The 21424-nt window shown below is 68.3% G+C and carries 10 protein-coding genes; 7 read left to right on the top strand and 3 right to left on the bottom strand.

Features of this window, described 5'->3' with window-relative positions:
• Positions 1–35 precede the first annotated feature (35 nt).
• Positions 36–2666, bottom strand: coding sequence for a hypothetical protein (locus tag QHF84_RS18810; protein WP_281314703.1), 2631 nt, complete (start codon positions 2664–2666; stop codon positions 36–38).
• A 778-nt stretch (positions 2667–3444) separates the two neighbouring features.
• On the opposite strand from QHF84_RS18810, the gene QHF84_RS18805 reads away from it, so the two are divergent.
• The gene (locus QHF84_RS18805) at positions 3445–7317 is read left to right on the top strand and encodes a hypothetical protein (protein WP_281314702.1); all 3873 of its coding nucleotides are present in this window, start codon (positions 3445–3447) and stop codon (positions 7315–7317) included.
• Positions 7318–7323: 6 nt separating this feature from the next.
• Here QHF84_RS18805 and QHF84_RS18800 read toward each other — a convergent pair whose 3' ends face one another.
• Complete coding sequence (locus QHF84_RS18800) at positions 7324–10329, bottom strand: radical SAM protein (RefSeq protein ID WP_281314701.1); 3006 nt, start codon at positions 10327–10329, stop codon at positions 7324–7326.
• A gap of 118 nt (positions 10330–10447) precedes the next feature.
• Here QHF84_RS18800 and QHF84_RS18795 point away from each other — a divergent pair, with 118 nt between their 5' ends.
• Complete coding sequence (locus QHF84_RS18795; RefSeq protein ID WP_281314700.1) at positions 10448–12259, top strand: radical SAM protein; 1812 nt, start codon at positions 10448–10450, stop codon at positions 12257–12259.
• A gap of 91 nt (positions 12260–12350) precedes the next feature.
• On the top strand, positions 12351–13604 hold the full coding sequence (locus tag QHF84_RS18790) for a 6-phosphofructo-2-kinase/fructose-2,6-bisphosphatase (RefSeq protein ID WP_281314699.1): 1254 nt from the start codon (positions 12351–12353) through the stop codon (positions 13602–13604).
• A gap of 15 nt (positions 13605–13619) precedes the next feature.
• Here QHF84_RS18790 and QHF84_RS18785 read toward each other — a convergent pair whose 3' ends face one another.
• On the bottom strand, positions 13620–15878 hold the full coding sequence (locus QHF84_RS18785; protein WP_281314698.1) for a hypothetical protein: 2259 nt from the start codon (positions 15876–15878) through the stop codon (positions 13620–13622).
• An 84-nt stretch (positions 15879–15962) separates the two neighbouring features.
• On the opposite strand from QHF84_RS18785, the gene QHF84_RS18780 reads away from it, so the two are divergent.
• The 4 genes from QHF84_RS18780 to QHF84_RS18765 all read left to right on the top strand — a co-directional run bounded on the left by QHF84_RS18780 (position 15963) and on the right by QHF84_RS18765 (position 21417).
• Entirely contained in the window at positions 15963–17453 is a 1491-nt protein-coding gene (locus tag QHF84_RS18780; protein ID WP_281314697.1) for a DUF2330 domain-containing protein, read from the top strand.
• A gap of 124 nt (positions 17454–17577) precedes the next feature.
• Positions 17578–20133 (top strand): alpha-amylase family glycosyl hydrolase, encoded by a 2556-nt coding sequence (locus QHF84_RS18775; protein WP_281314696.1) that lies wholly within the window; start codon positions 17578–17580, stop codon positions 20131–20133.
• A gap of 133 nt (positions 20134–20266) precedes the next feature.
• A complete protein-coding gene (locus tag QHF84_RS18770) occupies positions 20267–20998 on the top strand; it encodes a hypothetical protein (protein WP_281314695.1) in 732 nt (243 codons plus the stop codon).
• Positions 20995–21417 (top strand): hypothetical protein, encoded by a 423-nt coding sequence (locus QHF84_RS18765; protein WP_281314694.1) that lies wholly within the window; start codon positions 20995–20997, stop codon positions 21415–21417. Before QHF84_RS18770 ends, QHF84_RS18765 begins: the two co-directional genes overlap by 4 nt.
• The last annotated feature ends 7 nt before the right edge of the window (positions 21418–21424 follow it).

Here is a 21424-nt window from a genome sequence, read left to right as displayed (position 1 = left end):
CACGCCGGCCGGGGCCACCCACTCATGCCTGCCCGTCAGGGCTCTGCGGGCGGCGTGACCAGCCTCCCCGTGACCGGATCGTACTCGACCTGCACCGCCACGAGCTGATCCGTGGGCAGCACCTCGACCCATTGATCGAATACCTGATACGGTGTGGTGGGCGTGGCCTCGAAGCCGCCGGTCAGCGGGTCGAAGCCGTTATCGTAGACCTTGTCGAGCGGCATGACCCCTGCGGTCTTCACGTTCGCATCTGCGTGCTTCTGGGCGATCTCGATCGCCAGATACCGCAGCGCGTCCTCGATCGTCACGTCTGCCCCGGTGAAGCTCGCGTCATACCGAGCCTCGTCAGCGGGATCAGGCCAGGTATAGTCTTTCAACACGGTGGCCATAGCATCCTTCTCGCCAGCGGTCTCTTCCTGGTAGAGCGCGTCGAGGCCATCCGCTCCCTCCACGGCCGCGTTCTTCAGCCACTTGAGCGCATCGAGCTCCTTGCCGGGTCGGATGGGGATGACCGCCTTCACCCACGGTGCGTTCAGGAAGGCATTCCGCATCGTGTCGCCGTCGAGCTGCAGCAGCCACCCGAGCGAGCTCCCGAGCTTCGCGGGCCGGGAATCCTCGGTGATGTAATAGTTGGCATCCCGCAAGTTCTCGGCGGAGCCGCCCCAGCTCACCGCGTTGTCGGGCGTGAGCTTTTCGTACTTCGTGCCATCAGGGCCCTGGACTGCGCCGAGCGATTGTTTCACGGGGTGCGCACGGGGACTCCACCACTCCGGCGCCACGAAGTAGAGCATCTTGTCGACGTCGAACAGGGCGCTCACGAGCTCGGACATCAGGTGCCGAGTGGTGGGGTTCTTCTTCAGGTCCACACCGACGTCGAGCAGCTTTTCGATGAGCTTGCGGTACACGACGACCCGCTCCTCCTCGCGGAGCTCGACGCTGTTACGTGCTTCGATGCTGCTCGCGAGCCTCACGCGCTCCCGCGCCGCCTTGATGAAGGCCTCCTTGGCCAGTCGCGATTTCTCTTGCTCGTGCGAGGCCAGCTCCGCATTGAACTGCTCCTCGAGCGCTTTTTGATCCGGGGGGTTCCAGTTGAGCTTCACCGCCAGGTTGATCGAGGGCTGATTGTTGAAATTGACCTGCTTGAGGCTGATCTTGAACTTACCCCCCGAATGGATCACCTCCGGCTCCGCCACGCACACCGCGCTGTGGAGGGGCGTGACCTGGACGCTCTCGAGCCAGTATCCATGTTGCGGGGGTGACACGTCGTATTCTTTCTGCCATACGATCTTGTCGTTGTTGTCGGTCCCCCCCTCTTCATCGCTGCCCTCATAGAAGGTGACGTCCATCTCGCTACCTTCGCTGTCGTCCGCTCTCTCGTAGTCGAACTTGACCGTCGTTTCGACGACCTTGGGCTCGAGGTACACCGGCGCCTGCGGCAGGGGGAGGTTCGCCAAGTCGGCCGGCTCCGCGATATGGACGAGCTCGGCGACGCCGAGCGTGAGCCCCGGATCATCGACGTACGCCTGCCAGCAAAGCTGCGTGCCCATGTCCTGGAGCTGCACGCCGACCTGCCGCATTTTCCGACGCAACTCGTAGTTCACGAGCGCGGACGTGTTGTTCGTGAGCACGTAACGCTTGCTCGACACGTCCGTCGTCTCGGTCACGGTGCGCAGCGAGGTCTTGTGGTTCCTCTTGATCTCGTTCGTGACCTTCGAGCTCTGCGCTCGGGTTTGCTTGTGGAGCTGCTCCCGAGCCTTCTTCTGGGTGTTGTCGAACCCGTAGCCTACGTTCGCCGAGGCGTGCGCGGAGAAGATCTCCATGTCCAGGCCGGCGTCGATGTTCGCGCTGACGCCGAGCTTCGTGTTGTTGGTGTTCTCGTCCTTGATGGCATCGGAGATCTCGTCCGTGTCCGTGACCGATTCCTCGGTCTTCTGGCTCGACTCGGAAGAGATCTCCGTAAAGCGCTCGGTCTGTACCCTCCGCGCGTGGCTCTCGACGAGTTCCACAACGGCGCCCGGCGAGAGCCAAACGTGCTGGATGGAGGGTCCGAGGAACGAGTCGAACTCGAAGAAGTACTGGCGGAACAGGTGGATGATCCCGACCGGAGACAGCACGGCACGGTTGATCTCCGCATCGATGGCGAACTCCTCCTCCGGCTCCGCCAGAATCGTGAAAATCCCCGAAAGGTCGGAGTAGTCGATCTCCGTCGTCTTCGGGAAGAAGAGCCCGCTCAGGATGTCCCAGGAGCTCTGTTGATAGAGCTTGCTGAGAACGCCGGCGATTACCGACTCGCGCTCGGCTGCGCGCCTGAATGCCTCGCGGCTGCTCGCGCTGACCCCGGGCGGCGGCGCGAGCTTCCGTCGAATCGTGGCGAGCTCGGTTTCAAGGACCGCAGGGGCGACGAATTCCGCCCAGGTGATGGTCTCCCGGGTGAGGATCGTCTCCTCCGACCGGATCATCTCGAGCACACGACGAGCGATGTGGCTGTCGATCTGGGCCGGCAGCCTTACCCGGTAGGGCGTCGTCACGGTACCCACCGAGAGGCTCTGGAGCTCGAGCTCCCGCCCACCGACGCCCGAGATGGTATATTGCGGAATGATCTTTGATGCCGTGTATGCGATGACCGCTTCACTTAAGTTGACGCTGTTCCCGAAGCGTCGCGTCATGGCCTTTGCGCGCCAGCCGAGCAAAGGCTGATAAATCCCAAAGAGCCCGCTTGCATAGGGTAGTGATCCCGTAAACTTTTCGAAATCTACAAGCATCGGTCCTCCAGATCGCCGCCAGAACGCAGCGAAAAGCTCATCATCACGGTCTTCTGCGCCGCTCTCGTGTTATTTGCTCCTTTTTGAGCGAACCCGAGTTGACTCGCGCACGTGCGGGAGAGGCCCCGTCGTATGGGCGCGCCAATGCGCCCACGGCCTCACGGGTGGTCGCCATGTCGTATTCTCGTTAACGATGTATGGACGTAATGAATATACATCAAAATTCGAGAACGACGAGAGGGAATTTTCGTCCGTGACACTTTGAGTGCCGCGAAGTTGATTGTGCACAAAGCGAATTCGGCAACGCAACGAGGTGGGGCCTTCTCGACCCCCCCAGTGCCTCATCGTCACGTATAAGGAGGAGCTGAAGCCCGAGGCGCCCACGCCCATTAGCATCCGCTTGCGCAGCGCGGCGAGATGTGCAAAGCGGGCATCCATCTGCAGCGCCCCTCATCCGCACCGCCGACAATCGACGGTGGCATGATGAGCGACCGCAAAAATCGGCTAACAACCGTGCGAGTCGCTTTGGCAAACCGAAGCGGTGACCACGCGGGAGGCCTCGAAGGCGCGGAGGCCCTGGCGGCGTCGCGCTCTCCGCTCCCGGTCCACCCATGTCGGCTGCTGCGCGTCGAACGCTCGCTCGCTCTTCCGAGCCCGAACGAACCCCGATAAAGTGCGCGCCATGCGAAAGCGCCCCCCGACGGGTTTGCTCCCCACGCTCCTCGTGTTCCTCGCGCTCGTGGCCCTCGGCTGCGGCGACGACGGCGGCATACCGCCGGGCCCCGTCGACGCCGGGCGGGACGTCACCGAGACGCCCGATGCCTCGGAGCCGGATGCCTCTGAGCCGGACGCGGGGTGTCCGCCGGGATCTTACCCCGACGGCGGCGTGTGCGTGCTCGAGGCGAGCTGCCAGAACAACCCCTGCGGCGAACACGGGACGTGTGACGATTCGAGTGGGTCGGCCGTCTGCACGTGCGCGGAGGGCTGGGCGGGCGCGACGTGCGCTTCGTGTGATGCCGCGGGCGGTTATCACGACGATGGGAGCGGCGGCTGCACGACGGACCCGTGCGTGCCGGATCCGTGCATGTCGCCCGATCGCGTTTGTGATGGGAGCTCGGGCACCGCGAAGTGCGTGTGCAAGCCGGGCACGCACGACGAGGGCGGCGTTTGCATCGAGGACAAGACGTGCCTGCCGACGACGTGCAGCGGTCACGGGAGCTGCAACGACGAGGGCGGCGAGGCCGTGTGCACGTGCGACGTCGGCTGGAGCGGGAGCGCTTGCGACGCGTGTGACGACGCGGGAGGTTATCACAGCGATGGAAACGGCGGCTGCACGACGGACCCGTGCCTGCCGAACCCGTGCGTGGCCCCGCACGCGAGTGTATGCACCGTCGAAGGAGGATCGCCGGTCTGCGGCTGCGATCCCGGGTATCACGATCAGAACGGCGCCTGCGTGATCGACGAGGTGTGCACGCCGTCGAGCTGCTCGGGCCATGGCGCGTGCGCGGTCGAAGGCGGCCACGTGGTCTGCACGTGCGACGCTGGTTTCGCTGGGGCCTCCTGCGATACGTGCGACGCCGCGGGGGGCTATCACGACGATGGAAACGGCGGCTGCACGACGGATCCGTGTTTGCCGAATCCCTGCGTCATGCCGAACAAGACGGTCTGCGCGGGAGAAGGCGCTTCGTACGTGTGCACGTGCGACCCGGGGTATCACGACGACGGCAACGGCGGGTGCACGGACGATCCCTGCACGCCGAACGTCTGCCTCGTGATGAACCAGGCCTGCCAGGTCGTGGGCGGGATGGCGCAGTGCTACACGCCCATGTGCGACGATCAGAACCCGTGCACGGTCGACGCGGTCGTAGGCGGGAACTGCCAGCATACGCCGCTCGCCAACGGGACGGCGTGCCAGACGTCGCTTTGCATCGTGGATCAGGCCTGCCAGGCGGGCGTCTGCGCCGGCGGCAGCCCGCGGGTGTGTGACGACGGCAATGCGTGCACGGACGATTCGTGTGATCTCGCGGCCGGGTGCGTCGCGACGAACGACGACACGAACGTGCCGGACGACGGGGTCGCGTGCACGATCGACAAATGCGCGGGCGGCCTCGCGTCGCACACGACGAGCAACGCGGCTTGCGACGACGGGGCGTGGTGCACGGGCGCGGAGGTCTGCGCGCCGAGCCAGGCGGGCGCGGACGCGGAGGGGTGCGTGCACGTGAACGTGCCGCAGAAGCCCGTGAGCATCAGCCCGTGCGTGACGTATGGCGCGTGCGATGAGGCCACGCAGTCGTTCCCGAAGGTGATCGCGTCGCCGGGGACGTCTTGCAACGACGGCATTTCGTGCACGACCGGAGACGCGTGCGACGTGCAGGGCGCCTGCAAGGGCGCGCCCTCGGCCGGCTGCAACGGCGGGGCTTGCATGACCACGCACCCCGGCACGGGCGACGTCGACATCCCGGTGGGCGTCGTGAATGGGACGATCACGCTCGCGGGCGCGGCGCTGCCGGCGACGAACACCGATTACGACGGCGCGGACATCTACCTCGTCGCAAAGGACACGAAGGCCGCGCATTACATCGGCGGCTACAGCTACCAGTATCAATCGCCGGGCGTGTACGTGCTCTCCCCGAACACGTACGGCGGCAAGGTGGTCGCGGGCGTGTACGACGTGCTTTATCGGCGGGGCTGGGGGTCGAGCGGGAACACGGTGTCGCGCACGCTGCCTTCGGCCACGCACGTGAATGGTTACCGGATGCTCGCGACGGGCGTCGTCATCGGCGCGGGGGAAAGCAAGCTCGACGTGAACATCCCGGTGGCGACCGTGAGCGGGACGCTGACGCTCGCGGGCGGGCCGCTTCCGGCGACGAACACCGATTACGACGGCGCGGACATCTACCTCGTGGCGAAGGATACGGGGGCCGCGCATTACATCGGCGGCTACAGCTATCAGTATCAGTCGCCGGGCGTGTACGTACTCTCGGCGAATACCTACGGTGGCAAGGTGCTCGCGGGCACGTATGACGTGCTCTACCGGCGGAACTGGGGGTCGAGCGGGAATACGGTGACGCGTACGCTGCCGACGGCGACGCACGTGAACGGCTACCGGCTCCTGGCGACGAACGTCACGCTCGCGGCGGGGGCGAACACGCTGAACGTGGACATTCCGGTGGCGAGTGTGACCGGGACGCTGACGCTCGCGGGCGCGGCGCTTCCGGCGACGAACACCGATTACGACGGCGCGGACATCTACCTCGTGGCGAAGGACACGGGGGCCGCGCATTACATCGGCGGCTACAGCTACCAGTACCAATCGGCGGGCGTGTACGTGCTGGTTGCGAACGCCTACGGCGGCAAGGTGCCCGCGGGCACGTATGACGTGCTCTATCGGCGGAACTGGGGGTCGAGCGGGAATACGGTGACGCGTACGCTGCTGACGGCCACGCACGTGAACGGCTACCGGCTCCTGGCGACGAACGTCACGCTCTCGGCAGGGGCGAACACGCTCGACGTGGATATTCCGGTGGCGAGCGTGACCGGGACCCTGAAGCTCGCGGGCGCGGCGCTGCCGGCGACGAACACCGATTACGACGGTGCGGACATCTACCTCGTGGCGAAGGACACGAAGGCTGCGCATTACATCGGCGGGTATAGCTACCAGTACCAGTCCCCGGGCGTGTACGTGCTGGTTGCGAATGCCTACGGCGGCAAGGTGCCCGCGGGCACGTACGACGTGCTTTACCGGCGGAATTGGGGGTCGAGCGGGAATACGGTGACGCGTACGCTGCTGACGGCCACGCACGTGAACGGCTATCGGTTGCTCGCGACGAACGTCACGCTCGCGGCGGGGGCGAACACGCTCGACGTTGATATTCCGGTGGCGAGCGTGACCGGGACGCTGACGCTTGCGGGCGCGGCGCTACCCGCGACGAACACCGATTACGACGGCGCGGACATCTACCTCGTGGCGAAGGACACGAAGGCCGCGCATTACATCGGAGGCTACAGCTACCAGTACCAGTCGCCGGGCGTGTACGTGCTGGTTGCGAACGCCTACGGCGGCAAGGTGCCTGCGGGCACGTATGACGTGCTCTACCGGCGGAACTGGGGGTCGAGCGGGAACACGGTGACGCGTACGCTGGTGTCGGCCACGCACGTGAACGGCTATCGGTTGCTCGCGACGAACGTCGCGATTCCGGCGGGCGCGAGTACGCTGAACGTGGACATCCCGGTGTCGATCGTCGGCGGGACGCTCACGCTCGCGGGCGGGCCGCTGCCGACGAAGAACACCGATTACGACGGCGCGGACATCTACCTCGTGGCGAAGGATACGGACGCCGCGCATTACATCGGCGGCTACAGCTATCAGTATCAGTCGCCCGGGGTCTACGTGCTCAGTCCGAACACCTATGGCGGGAAGGTGCCTTCGGGGACGTACGACGTGCTCTACCGGCGGGGCTGGGGGTCGAGCGGCAATACGGTGTCGCGCACGCTGGTGTCGGCCACGCACGTGAACGGCTATCGACTGCTGGATCAGTGCATGACCACGCCCTGAAGGGGCTCAACCCACCCGATCCCGGAGCGGAACCGAGGCCACGCGTTTCGGTTCCGCGGCCCGGTCGAACGGCGCGCCCGCGGCCTCCAGCGCCGTGATCGCCTCCGCCGAGAGCCGCATCGCCCGCACGCCGTCCTCCGCCGAGACCTTCGGCCGATCGCCCCGAACCACGCTCTCGCGGAACGCGACGAGCAGGCGCGCGAGATCGCCCCCGCGCGGCGGCGTGCGGGTCCGTTTGCCGCCTGCGTCGCTCACCTCCACGAGGTCACGCCCCTCCGAGCGTATCCAGGACAAACGCCGTCCATCGCCGAGACGCGCCCGCACTTCGAGGGCATCCGCGGCCTCGGCGAGCAAGAGCTCGATGGTCACGTCCGGCTGCGACGGGCCGGTGCCGCGCGCGCGCAAGGTCACGCGCTCGGGCCTCCCGCCGCCCTTGGCCGTGGCCTTGCGGATGTGGAGATCCTCGCCTGCGACGGCCTGCGCGACGTCGCCGAGGTGAATCAAGAGCTCGTAAAGCGCCGTGCGGGACCACGCGTGCAAGCTCGCGGGCGAGGTCGCGGTGGCCCGGTGAACGACCTCGATTTCGACGGGACGATCGACCCCTTTGCGATCCCCGAGCACGGAGAGCATCTCTTCGAGCCCGCCGGCCGTGCGGAGCTGCTGCGCCACCGTGATGCGCTCTTTCGCCTCGGAAGCGAGCGCCTCGGCCTCGGCGAGCGTCGCGCCGAGCGGTTTTTCCACGAGGCAGGGGAGTCCCCGCGTGATCGCGTCGCGCGTGATCTCCGCGTGATGCCGCGTGCTCGTGGCGACGATCACCGCGTCGATCGCGGCAAGCTCGCAGAGCTCGGCGAGCGTCCGCGCGCGGGGCACGTCGGCCGCGATCTCCGGCAGATCCTTGTCCGGCGCGTGCGGGGAGGCGATGCCCGAAAGGACGAACCCGCCCGCTTGCCCGAGCGCAGCCGCGAAGGCGAGGCCCCGCCGGCCCGTGCCGACGATCGCGACGCGGACGGCGCGCGGCGTGGACGCGGGCGCGACGGGCAGGTGGACACGCTCGCGCGGCGCTTCCGGGAGCGGGATCTCGTCGCTCCGCGGGATGCGGCCGTCGCCGATGCGGAGTTCGTCGAGGCGATCGATGCCGGGGCGGAAACGCGCGATGCGCGGCTCGGAGAGGCATTTCTCCGGCGTGATTTTCTCGCCGGGGACGGCGCGGAGCTCATCCGTGCCGAAGAGCGCCGCATACGGTTTCCACACGCCCGTGCAGACGAGGTCGAAGCGGCAATCGGCGCAGGCCGGTCCTTTCTGCTTTTGCGGGGCGTCCTCCGTGAGCGCGCCGCTCAGCGCGACGAGCACGTCGCTCCACGGCGCCATTTCTTCGAGCTGGCACGGAGGCACGCCTTGGCGCGAGCCCACCACGACCTCGACGCCGAGTTCGCTGGCCCGAGCGATGGCGCGCTTCAGGTAGGGCATGACGTCGGAGAAGCGCGGCACGTGGTCGGCGAGCCGCTCGAGGGCTTTGTATTGCGGCGTGACGTACGCGAACGAAATACCGATGCGCGTGCCGAACTCGGCGTGCATCCACTCGACGAACCGCACGAGGTGCCGGTAATTCTGGGCCGAGACGACGTGGTTCACGTCGAGCCGGAGCTCGTCGTGGCGCGCGAAGAGGTGCAAGGCCCGCACCGTGCGCGCGTGGTCGCCCATTTTGCGGGTCTGCAGCCGCGCGAGCGCCTCGTCGTGCGCGTGCAGCGAGACGAAGACGTTCGTCAGGCCCGCCGCGACGAGGGCGTCGACTTTTTCCGGTTTGTCGAGGAGCACCGCGTTCGTGACGAGCTCGATGCTGCGGACGCCAGTCCGCTTCGCCACGGAGACGTAATCGACGAGGTGGCGCGAGAGCGTGGGCTCGCCGCCGCTGAACGAGATCTGCTCGACCCCCGTGCGGCCGAGGCGCGCGATCCGGCGCATCATCCGGCCCGGATCTTCCTCCACGTTGTGGGAGGTCTCGTTCGCGCTGCAGAACCAGCAATCCTGGTTGCAATGGACCGTCGGGCGGAGGACCGTGAAGAAGGCCGCGCGCGCCGCGCTTTTTCGGGTCTCGTCCCAGCGCTCGCGCGGGCGCTGCTGCGGGGCGCGGGGCAAAGGGGACAAACCCGAAGCGCCGTGCGTGTGGAGGTAAAGCGTCGTCGTGCCGGGGCAGGCGCGCGCGGCGCCGCATGCGTCGCAGCCCGGCGCGAGCGAGGAGGTCGCGTGGCGCGGAATCGGGCGGCCGCCGCGATCGGCCAGCAAGCGCTCGGGGACGTCGATCCCGCCGTCCGCGGTTTTCGTGGCGACGGCGCAGAGCGGGATCCCGTCGCGCTCGGTCAGCGTGATTTCGAGCCCTTTTTCCCGGGCAAACCCGATCGCCGCGAGGAGCCCGTCCCGCGCCCGATCCCAGCGCGGCGGCGAGAGCTCGCGCGGCGCACGCCCATCCACGGGCCGGAGCGCGGCGGGCGTGTACAGGCGGACGCGACGCGCGTTCGGCGCCGCGCCCGAGAGCCGTGTGATGACGCCGCGGAGGTCCTGGATCGAAGGATCGAGCACCGGGATCTCGAAGAGGATGTCGAGCCCCGTCGCCGCGATCGCGCCGAGACCCGCGAGCCCGGCGGAGAATGCGCCTCGCACGCGGGAGATCGCGTCGTGCACGGCCGGCCGGTCGCTCGCGAGGAAAAACACGACCCCCGAGAGGCCCGCCGCGCGAAGCTCCTCGGCGCGGCCCTCCGCGGCGTAGGCCACGCCGTTCGTCCGCGCGTACACCGCGCCCCAGCCCGCGTCGCGCGCGTCTTGCACGATCGCGCGGAGATCCTTCAGACGTGAAGCTTCTCCGCGCAGCTCGAGCACGCCGCCGCCGCGCCGGAGCTCGCGCTGCCGCGTCCCTTCGTCCGCTGCCTTGGCGCGGCAATCGCAGACGGGGCAGGCGAGGTTGCAGCCCTCGGCGAGCAGGAGGCTCGTGTCGGTCGTGCCGGCGCGGGGGCTCATGGGAGAGCGCATTGTTCGCCGCGCGCGGCGCCGCGCGCAAGAGGCATGGGCGAGAGCGCCGAACGGCGCTCTGCGAGCTCGCGAGGCGTCCCCCTCGGGACTAGAGTACGATGTCCCGATGCGCGTCGCGCGGGTGCTCACCAACGAGACCTGCAACCAGGGTTGCGGCTTCTGCTCGGCGCGAAGGCCCGTCGAGCGGCCGGACTTCGTCCGCCCCGCGGCCGTGCTCGCCCGCATCGACGAGGCGCTCGCCAAGGGCGCGCGCGAGGTCGTGCTGACGGGCGGCGAGCCCACGATGCGCCGGGATCTCGTGGTGCTCGTCCGTCACGCCCGCGCGCGCGGCGCCGAGCGCGTCGTGCTGGAGACGAACGCGACGCTCGTCACGGAGAGCCTCGCGCGTGCGCTCGTGGAAGCCGGCCTCTCGATCGCGCGCGTGCACATGCCGGCGTTCGGCTCCGAGGCCGACGGGATCACGCGTGACGAGGGCGGTTTTTCCGCCGCGCTCGCGGGCGCGCGTGCCCTCGCCGCCGCGGGGATCCCGCTGGAGATCTCGACGCCGATCGTCCGGAAAAACCTCGATGTCGTCGCGGCGATCCCGGGTCGCTTGCGCGCGGAGGAGCTACAGGCGTCGCGCATCCTCGTGTCGATCCCCGTGGACGCGCCCGATCCCACGACCCTCGCGCCCCTCGAAGGCGCCGCGCGCGCGCTCGAACGGCTCGATCAAGCCGCGCGGGAGGCCGCGATCCAGCTCTCGCTCGACCCCGGCGCGTCCATCCCTCCGTGCTCGTTCGAGCGTCCCGCGCGCCTCGCGCACCTCTACGCGCTGAACCCCGGCGGCGCGAACCGCCCCGGCCACGAGCGCGTGCCCGCATGCAGCGCTTGTGTCGTCGCGGATCGTTGTCCCGGCGTGCCGCGCGCGCTCCTCGCGCGTGAGTCCGCGTCTTCGTTCCGGCCTCTCACGGAGGACCGGATCCGCCGCAAGCTCACGGTGATCTCCTCGGTGCGCGAGCAGATCGATCGCGAGCTCGTGACCCGCGACGTCCACCGCGCGCCCGACGGCCGGCTCGTGCCTTCGCACATCGTGCGCATCCAGTTTCAGTGCAACCAGGCCTGTGATTTTTGCTTCGTCTCGACGCACCTGCCGGCGCCCGACGACGACGCCGTGCGCCGCGCGATCCTCGAGATCGCGCACGCCGGCGGCGTCCTCCAGGTCTCGGGCGGCGAGCCGACCTTGAACGGGCGTCTCTCTGCGTACGTCGCGCTCGCGAAGCGTGAAGGCGCGCTCGCCGTGGAGCTGCAGACGAACGCCGTGCGGCTCGCGGATCCGGGCCGCGCGCGCGAGCTCGAAGAGGCCGGGCTCGACGTGGCGTTCGTGTCGCTGCACGGATCCCGCGCCGAAATCTCGGACGCCATTACACGCGCGCCGGGCACGTTCGAGAAGACGGCGCGGGGCCTCGACGCGCTCGCGCAGACGAAGATCCGCGTTCGCCTGAACTTCGTCTTCTGCGCGCCGAATCAGGCTGATTTCCCGGACTTCGTGCGCCTCGTCGCGGCGCGCTGGCCGGCCGCGGAGATCAACGTCTCGGTCGCCTCTGCATTCACCGATCTCGTGCCTCGCACGGAGAGCTTGATCCCGCGGTACACGGATCTCTTGCCCGCGATGCGAGAGGGCCTCGCGATCGCGCGCGAGGCCGGGATCCCGGTGCTCGGCTTCGAGTCGATGTGCGGGATCCCGCTCTGCCTCGCGCCCGTCGATCCACGCGTGTTCTTCGACCTCGCGGAGATCCCGAGCAACCACGACGGCGGCGAGTTCGTCCGGGCGGAAGCGTGCGGACGGTGTGAGCTCTCGGCGCGCTGCTTCGGCCTCAGGCGCAGCTACGCCGAGCTTCATGGGACCAGCGAGGCGCGGCCGGTGTTGCGGGAGGCGTGATCGTCACGATCCGCGCGTCCGCGGTTCATGCTTCCCCTCATGCTCGTAGGGCGGTATGGAGCGTGCCGTGTCGGGGGTACGGAGCAAAAGGGTGCCGGGCGAGCGAGACAAGGCGACGACCGTTCTGTCGATGGTCGGCCTCCCCGCGCGGGGAAAGACGTACATCGGGCGCCGCGTGGCGCGTTACCTGAGCTGGCTTGGTCATCCGACCCGCGTGTTCAACGTGGGCAGCTACCGTCGCCGGCAGATCGGCGCGAGCCAGCCAGCGGACTTCTTCGCGCCGACGAACAAGGAAGGCCGGCAGGTGCTGCACGACCTCGCCATGACGGCGCTCGACGACATGCTCGCGTGGCTGCGCGAGGGCGGCGAGGTCGGCATCTTCGACGCGACGAACAGCACGAAGGAGCGCAGGCGCCTCGTCGAGGAGCGGTGCCGCAAGGAGGGGCTGCCCGTCGTCTTCATCGAGTCGTTCTGCAACGACCCGGGTGTGATCGAGGCGAACGTCCGCGACACGAAGCTCAAGTCGCCGGACTACGTCGACATGGATCCGGACGCGGCGGCGCAGGATTTCCTGCGGCGCATCGCCCACTACGAGAGCATGTACGAGACGCTCGATGATCCGAACCAGAGCTACATCAAGATCATCGACGTCGGCCGCCAGGTGATCCTGAACCGGATCCACGGCTACCTGCCCGCGCGCCTCGCGCCGCTGCTCATCGACCTGCACGTCTCGCCGCGCCCGATCTGGCTGACGAGGCACGGGCAGAGCGACTACAACCGGCACGGCCGCATCGGCGGCGACCCCGAGCTGTCCCCCGCGGGCGAGGAATACGCGAAGCACCTGGCGGAGTTCGTTCGGAAAAACGCGCCGCGGGATCAAGAGGTCGCCGTGTGGACGAGCACGCTGCGGCGGACGATCCATACGGCGACGAAGATCACGCGGTCGCCGCGGACCTGGCGCGCGCTCGACGAGATCGACGCGGGCGTGTGCGACGGGATGACGTACGACCAGGTGCGGATCGAGATGCCGGACGTGTGGGCCGCGCGGAGCGCCGACAAATTCCGCTATCGATATCCGCGCGGCGAGTCGTACGAGGACGTGATCCAGAGGCTCGATCCGGTGATCATCCAGCTCGAACGCCAGCGGTCGCCGACGCTCGTGATCGCGCACCAGGCGGTGCTGCGGGCGATTTACGCGTACCTGATGGACCGGCCGCCGGGCGAGTGTCCGTCGATCAGCGTGCCGCTCCACACGGTGATTCAGTTGACGCCGACGGCGTACGGTTGCGAGGAGAAACGATTCGCGCTGCCGCCGTACGTGGAGGATCAGGGGGCGGGGGGATAGGTTTTCCCAAGGAAATCAGGGCGGCCCCGCCGGCCAGCCCGAGCTTTGCGGCAGAGGACCCAGAGTGAACTTCACGAGGATTCCTGCGTAAGAGCCGTCTTCCGGTTCGGGGAAGGTGAGCCGGTGCGCGGCGCGATACAGGCATCCGCTGAAGCGCGCGACGCGTTCTTCGTCGTCCACGGTGATCCCATGGCGAGGCTCCTGGACGCTCACCTGGCCGACGAACCCGTCCGCGCCCACGACGAACCGGATCACCGGTTCGAGCCTCTCGGGGCCGTGCGCCTCGACATGGTCCTGGTAGCAGGCGTCGACCGAGGCGCGGAGGACGGCGAGCCGCGCGTCGACGTCCTCGCGCGCGAGTTTGCCGAAGAGCGAGAGGATCTCGGGCTCCACCGGCGCCTCCGCCTCCGCCTCCGACGCCGGATTCTCGGGGGCGGCAGGGGTCGGGAGCTTCATCTGCGGGCGCGGCGCGAGCGGCTCAGCGACCGTCACTTCGAACACCGGGATCGAGCGCTCCTCGCCGTGGGGCGTCTTCATCGTGCGTTCGAGCGAGAGAGCCGCGGCGACGACGGCGCGCGCCTTTTCGAGCGACGTGCCCGGCGACAAACGGATCATCACGCGGTCACGCTTCCGATCCTGCGGGTCCTTGTGTATGCCGTGCGCCTTCCACATCTCCAGCATCGCCACGCTGAGCGCCGGATACCCGAGGCCGTCCGCGGTCGCGTCCTCGCGGGGCACGCGGCGTAACGCCTTGACGATGTCGGCGATGCGCCAGTGGAGGACGAACGTGTCGGGCGACGTCGCGTCGACGTCGAGGTGGTCGGGCGATGGATGGGGGGGCGTCTCGGGATCGGTGTGGATGGGCTCGGTAGGCCCGAGCAGCGGCGGCGCGAGCGGAATCGCAGGCACGAGGATGCGGGCGCCGATACGCGGGTCGGGCAGCGAGACGCGCAGGGGCGCGCCGAGGTAGGGGCCGTCGAGGAGAAGGTCGTACGTGCTCGCGTCGAGGCCGTCGAAGCGGACGGGCACGCCGTCCTCCCAGCGCGCGGGGGCAAACGAAGAGCCGAGCACGATCCGCGTGGGCGTCGTGGGCGGGAGCTCGGTCGGGAAGGGGCTCACGAGGTCCACGACGAGCGCGCCCGCAGGCAAGGACGGGTCCGCGAGGGTGACGCCGGGGTTCGCGGCGAGGCGGCTCTGGTCGGCGACGAGCGACTCGATGTGGCGGAGCGCGGCGTTCGTGGGGAGGACGAAGAGGGCCGGCGCGAGCGCGAGGAGGAACGTGACGAGCAAAGCGGGTCGCACGCGGGCGAGGGCGCCCGAGAGGCCACGCGGCGGCATCGCGACGAGCGTCGTGAGGACGATCGGAACGGCGAAGAGCGCGCCCGCGGCCGCGAGCTCGACGGTCGTGCGGCGGAGGCCGATCGCGGCGCGGCCGAGCTGGGAAAGGGTGGTGCCGGGTGTCGAAATGGTGATGACCTCGCCCATCGCAGGCGCGAGCGCCGCGAGGAGGACGCCGCCGATGCCGGCGCACGCCGAAGCGAGCAGGCGCGTGGCGGCATACCCGTCGCCGCGGTTCGTCCGCGAGGCGCCGAGCACCACGGCGACGAGGCCCATGCCCGCGGGCAGCGCCGCGACCCAGCTCCCGACCGCGTCGCGGCCGAGGTCGCCCTTGCCGAGGAGGCGCGCGAGGAGCGCCGCCGCCGGGAGCGAGAGCGCCGCGACGACGAGGGCGGCGAGGGGACGTTTGTCCTTGTTGATCGACGCCGTCGCGCGCGCCGGCCGGAGCGCGAGCGCGGCGATGCCGAGCGAGATCGAAGCGACGAGGAGGCCCGCGCCTTCGAGGGACGCGCGGAGGGTCAGCGCGAAGGCCGCGGCCCGCGCGCGGTCGCCGAACGCGAGATCGGGCATCTTGGCGAGCGGATCCGGCACCCACGCGATCGAGGCGGCGAAGGTCGTGGCCGCGAGGAAGGCGGGCGGGAGGCAGAGGAGGGACGCGGAGGCGCGCCGTTGCGAGACGAAGCGGGTGAGGGCGACGGTCGCGGCGAGCGCGCATCCGAGGCCGAAGCCCACGGCGAGCGCGGCGTGGGGCTCGGCGAGGTGCAGGTTGAAGAAGGCGACCCGCACGAGCCCCGCCTCGGATTCGGCGAGCAGGACGAGCGCGACGGCGATCGGCACGACGAGCGTGATCGTCGCGACGGCGAGGTTTTGCCGCGAGCGTCGGGACACGCGGCGGGCTCGCTCTTCGGGGCTGCCCGAGGCGTCCTTGTCAGCCACGCCGCGCAGGGTATCCGGAGCGGGCCCCGCGCCGCGAGGGAAAAACCGTGACAACGCGCCGCGGCCATCGATACCCTGCACGGCATGCGCGCCGCGGGCGTCTTGGCGTGGGCCTTCGTGACGGCAGCGGCGTCGTCGGCCGACGCGTTTTGCGGGGTCTACGCGGGCAACGCGACCGTGAAGGCCGAGAGCCGCGCGACGACCGTGGTGATCGGGCGCAGCGGGACACGCACCGTGGTCTCGATGCAACCCGACTACTTCGGTCCTGTCGGGGACGACCACACGCTGACCATGCCCATGCTGGTCCTGCCCGTGCGGGGCACGGTCTCCCCGAGCGGGGTGAGACTGCTCCCGAACGACCTCTTCGAGCGGCTCGACGCGATCAGCGCGCCGCGGCTCGTCGAATCCTGGCAGCAGGATCCCTGCTCCTACGCGGACATCACCTCGATCGCGGCGCGGGACGAGCACGCCTTCGCCGGTGGGCGGCCGGATGAGGGCGCGACGCGCCGCCGCCCCCAGGGCGCGCACACCGTCAAGATCGACGCAGCATACACGGTCGGTGATTTCAACGTCTTGCGCCTCGACACCGACCATCTGGGGCATCTCACCGGTTGGCTCACCGATGGGGGTCACAGCCTCCCGGAGGGCGCCGAGCCCGTCTTGCGCTCGTACGCGGAAGCGGGGTGGAAGCTCCTCGTGGTGCTCATCGACGTCCCGAAGCCAAAGGCGAGCGACGGCCGCGCCCTGCTCTCGCCGATTCGATTCGAATTCGACGCGGAGTCGGTCGGGCTGCCGCTGCGCCTCGGGACCCTCAACGCGACGGGCATGCACGACCTCGTCGTGCACGTGCTCGCGGACAAGAGGTACGAGGCCGCGAATTTTCCGAACCTCACGATTCCGACGAACGTGGAGGTCGACGGGTCGGCCCGCGCGCGCTTCGGCGAGCTCTACGCGTCGCTCTTCGACGCGACGCTCGACGAGAATCCCGGTGCGTTCGTGACCGAATACGCGTGGGACGCGGGGTCGTGTGATCCGTGCCCGGGGCCCATGCTTTCACCCGAGGAGTTGCGATTGCTGGGCGCGCCGTCGGGGATGGCCGTGCACACACGTCTTCATGCGCGTTATCGCAAGGAGGCGCTCCGGGAGGACCTCGTTTTGCGGGACGCGCCGCCGATCCAGGGCGGGCGCGGCGGCGAGGGGCAGGCGGCGGTGCCCGCGGAGGTGAGCACATTTCAGGGGCGCTATCTTCTTCGCCATCGCTGGCAGGGCCCGGTGACGTGCCCGAATCCCGATTTCGACATCTGGGGCGGGCCGCCGAGCGCGGACCTCGTGAGCGTACGGCCGGCCGCGCCGTCGTCCGAGGTGGCGCGGGGCAAGGTCCATCTTTCAGAGATGTTGCGCGATTCCGTGCCTGCTGCCGGGATCGTCGCGAAGCCGCGCCCGGACGGGGCCGGCGGGGGAAAGCGATTCTTGCTCGGCTTCGGGCTCGGCGCGGGCGCGGGTCTCTTCGGTACGATCGGCGTGGTATTGGCGGCGACCAGAAGTCGGCGTGGTTCGCGCAAGAATTCGCCATAACACGCGCGCCGATTCCTCGCTTGACATCCCGTTCGTGGGTCGCATCATGAGCGATCGCCCGTGAATGCGGCGCGAAGATGTATTCGCGGGTCCGTGACGGGTTCGACAGAAACGGGAGATCACGATGAGACGATATCTTGGTTATTCGGTCCTCGGTTCGCTCGCTTGCGTCCTTGCGCTGGCTGCGGGGTGCGAAGGCGAGGATCTCAACAACGGCACGGGCGGATCCGGGCTCACCACGAATACGGGCACGGGCGGCGCGGGCGGCGGCACGGGCGGCGCGGGCGGGATCGCGCAAGAGAGCTTCGTCAGGATCCATTATCGGCTGCAGGACGGCGGCGACCCGAAGGCGTGGGGCGTGCATTTCTGGGGCGCGGGCTCGACGTCGCCGACGTGGGGAACGCCGCAGATGTTCGATGGGACCGACGAGTTCGGCGTGTACACCGACGTGCGCGTGACGGTGACGGGCGAGGCGGACGACGCGTGGCTCGGGCTCATCCCGGTGCAATGCACGAACGGCGACTGCAAGAAGGACGTCGAGACGGGGGTTCGTTTCGTCGACCTCACGAAGAATGCGCAGGATCCGAACATCGCTGAATGCTGGATCACGCAGGGCCAGGCCATCTCCAAGACGCCGCCGACGGCGGCGGGGCCGGCGTACGAGATCTCCCGGCCGAAGGATTTCATCGACCTCGGCAATGGCAGCGTGCGCATGATGTTCCGGGTGGCGAAGGGCTCGACGGGGACGGTCGAGTACGGCGCGGCCGCGGATGCGCTCGACAAGAAGGTGACGTGGGCGGCCGCGGACGACATCAACAAGAATGGCCTCGTGATCACGGGCCTGACCCCGGGCCAGGCCGTCCATTACAAGATCTCGACGAAGCTCGATGTGGATGGGCAGACGCTCGAGGACACGTCGGACGTGCTCGACCTGACGCCGATCTCGTATTCGACGATCACGGACGCGGCCGACTGGGCGTCGTGGGGCAGCCAGGGGATCATGTACCAGCTCATCGTGCGCACGTTCGCGGACGGCGGCGCGACGAAGGCGGTCGGTGATTCGAAGACGGAGAGCGGCATCGACGAGACGAAGACGGACGGCATCGGGGATCTCGTCGGTCTACGGAAAGCCTTGCCGTACCTGAAGGACCTCGGCGCCGACGCCATCTGGATGACGCCGGTGTTCAAGGCGAAGAGCTACCACGGCTACGACACGACGGATTTCTACGACATCGATCCGTCGGTCGGCACGATGAAGGATTTCACCGATCTCACGGAGGCGGCGCACGCCGCGGGGATCAAGATCATCCTCGATCTCGTGCAGAACCACGTGGCCGACGTGAACCCCTGGTTCATCGCGGGCGCGGATCCGAAGCACCCCGATTACGACAAGTACCACGACTGGTTCGTCTGGTCCGACCAGTATTCGAACATGCTGGCGGACGGGCACCCGTGGGACGGCTCGGCCGTGATGTGGGCTTGCAAGAATTACCAGTGCTACCACCAGATCTTCGGCGGGCCGATGCCGGAGCTCAATTACAGAAACCCCGCGGTGCGCGCCGAGATGAAGAAGATCGCGGAGCACTGGATCGATCTCGGGGCGGACGGGTATCGCCTCGACGCGTCGAAGCACATCGATCAGTTCGACGACAACGCCGGCATCCCGCTCGACAAGCACGGCACGCACGTGTGGTGGAAGGAGTTCAACTATTTCGTCAAGAAGGACGTCGTGCGGCCCGCGGGCTCGGCCGCCGTGCTCCTGACGGGCGAGAATCGCTGGGACGATCCGGCGCAATACGACAAGATGATGCCGTACGGGAGCGACATGGATTCGCAGTTCGACTTCCCGTTCCGCAGCATCGTCGGCAATTTCGTGAACGGGCAGACGGGCGACGCGGTCGATTTCGTGGGGTACGTGAACAAGGTGCAGGCGGACCTCGCCGCGGGCGGCAATGGCGGCAGCCCCCACCATTACCTCGAGCGGTTCCTGTCGAACCACGACCTCGAACGGCCGGCGACGCAGTTCGAGGGCGCGGGCGCGGCGCTCGAAGCCAAGCTGAAGCAGGCCGCGACGATCGTGCTCACGGTGCCGGGCATGCCGGTCATCTATTACGGCGAGGAGTTCGGCAAGAAGGGCAAGCGCGACAAGTACGTCGGCAACGAGTCCTGGGACCGCGACGAGTTCATCCGCGAGCCGATGAGCTGGTTCGAGAAGAACGTGTTCGTCGGTGACAAGACGACGGGCTGGAACATCGACCCGGCGGCCACGAACCTGGCGAACAAGGACGTGCTGCCGTTCGCGGGCGTGGGCGTCACGGTCGCGCCGAACCCGGACTATCCGTTCGTGAAGTTCATGGCGGAAGAGGAGCCGGCTTCGTGGGCCGCGCAGGAAGCCAACACGTCGAGCCTCTTGCACCACTACCGGAATCTCGTCGCGATCCGGAAGGCGCACGCGGTCTTCACGGACCTCGCCGCGACGATCTCGCTCGTGAAGAACACGGCCGACGTCTACGAATACAAGCTCCAGAACGCCACGGAGACGCTCTCGGTCGTCCTCAGCCGCAAGTCGACGCCGCAGACGATCACGTGGGGCGCCGCCGCGACGGAGCTCGTCTCGGGCGCGACGGGCACGTCGTTCGAGCTGCCCGCGTACGGGGCCATCATCGTGCAGAACAACTAAAAATGTACCGATAGGAAAAACATGGGCCGCGCCTTTCGTTTCGTTTCGTCAGGCGCGGCCCATGCCCGTTTCCTGCTCGGCCGCGCGGGGCTCGACGTCGAGCCGGCCGTCGTGGTAGCGTCTCCTGGCAGGTTTGAAACCGTTCACCCTCATTGTCCTGGTGGTGTTCGGGCTCGTCACGGCGGCGGTCGCCGTACGGTTGCTCGGGCTTGCGGCGCGCACGCGCAAAGCACCGGAGCTCTTGCTCGGTCTGTCGATGTTGCTTCCACTCGTGGGGTATTCGATCCAGGTCTCGAGCGCCGTGACGCGAGGCGGCACGCCCGCGCCCCTCGCCGTGGAGATCGGCGGGCTCGTCGTCGATACGGGATTTCTGACCGTCGCGGTCTTCGTCTGGCTCGTCTTCCGCCGGGAAGAGATCTGGGCCCAGGTGCTTTCGTTTCTACTCGTGATCGTCGGCCTCGCGATGCCCGTCGTGAACCACGTCGTGCCCTGGTCCAATGGATTGCCTTCGGCCCTCTGGCCACGCGCGGTCTTGCGGACGATTTGTTATGGCTGGGCCGCGGTGGAGGCGCTCCGGTATGCGGCGCTCATGCGAAAACGCGTGCGGTTCGGGCTCGCCGAGCCGATCGTCGCCGATCGGTTCGTCCTCTGGGGCGTCGGGCATCTTTGCGCCACGCTCATGCTCGACGGCCTCACCGCGGGCGGCGCGCTCCACGTGCAGCAATCACGCTTCGCCGACGTGTTCCTGGTCGGCGGCGCGGCATTCGGGGTGCCGGCCATGCTGGCGATCGGATTGAGCTTTTTTCCGCCGGTCGCCTACGTGCGATACGTCGAGCGCCGCCTCGGCGCGGGAGAAGCGTCATGAGCGAGGGGTCGCGGGTCTTCGAGCGGGTCGCCGAGGAGCTCGAGCGGCTCTCCAAGCTGAGCCGGCTGGAGGCGCGGGGGACGCTCCGGTTCGCGCTCCGGGAGGCGGGCTTTTTGCCGAAGAACGTGTCGCCGCGCTCGATGATCGTGGTGCTCGAAAAGACGCTGCCTCCATTGCTCTTGAAGCGCGGCGTGCGGGACGCGGGGACCATTTGTTACCAGATCGGGATCCTCGTCCGCGAGACGATGGGTATGGAGTCGTCCGAGGGGGAGACGCCGGAGCGGGTCTTTGCCCGGATGGGGCGCCCCACGATCCCGCCGTCCTCCCCGGGGCGATCGTCGATGGTGCCTGACGTCACACGGACGCCGACGGGGCGCCTCTCTGCCGTGCCGCCGCCCGAAAAAAAGCCGGGGTTCTGAGCGCCGG

It is taken from the genome of Polyangium sp. y55x31 (assembly GCF_029946505.1).
Taxonomy (GTDB): Bacteria; Myxococcota_A; Polyangia; order Polyangiales; family Polyangiaceae; genus Polyangium.
The sequence above is the reverse complement of the archived record's forward strand: the minus strand, read 5'-3'. Positions and strand labels throughout refer to the sequence as shown.

What these genes read in the sequence shown, in the direction of transcription:
- QHF84_RS18800 (WP_281314701.1), bottom strand. Translation starts at nt 10,329, where the DNA reads ATGAGCCCCCGCGCCGGCACGACCGACACGAGCCTCCTGCTCGCCGAG.
- QHF84_RS18775 (WP_281314696.1), top strand. Translation starts at nt 17,578, where the DNA reads ATGAGACGATATCTTGGTTATTCGGTCCTCGGTTCGCTCGCTTGCGTC.
- QHF84_RS18795 (WP_281314700.1), top strand. Translation starts at nt 10,448, where the DNA reads ATGCGCGTCGCGCGGGTGCTCACCAACGAGACCTGCAACCAGGGTTGC.
- QHF84_RS18780 (WP_281314697.1), top strand. Translation starts at nt 15,963, where the DNA reads ATGCGCGCCGCGGGCGTCTTGGCGTGGGCCTTCGTGACGGCAGCGGCG.
- QHF84_RS18765 (WP_281314694.1), top strand. Translation starts at nt 20,995, where the DNA reads ATGAGCGAGGGGTCGCGGGTCTTCGAGCGGGTCGCCGAGGAGCTCGAG.
- QHF84_RS18805 (WP_281314702.1), top strand. Translation starts at nt 3,445, where the DNA reads ATGCGAAAGCGCCCCCCGACGGGTTTGCTCCCCACGCTCCTCGTGTTC.
- QHF84_RS18810 (WP_281314703.1), bottom strand. Translation starts at nt 2,666, where the DNA reads ATGACGCGACGCTTCGGGAACAGCGTCAACTTAAGTGAAGCGGTCATC.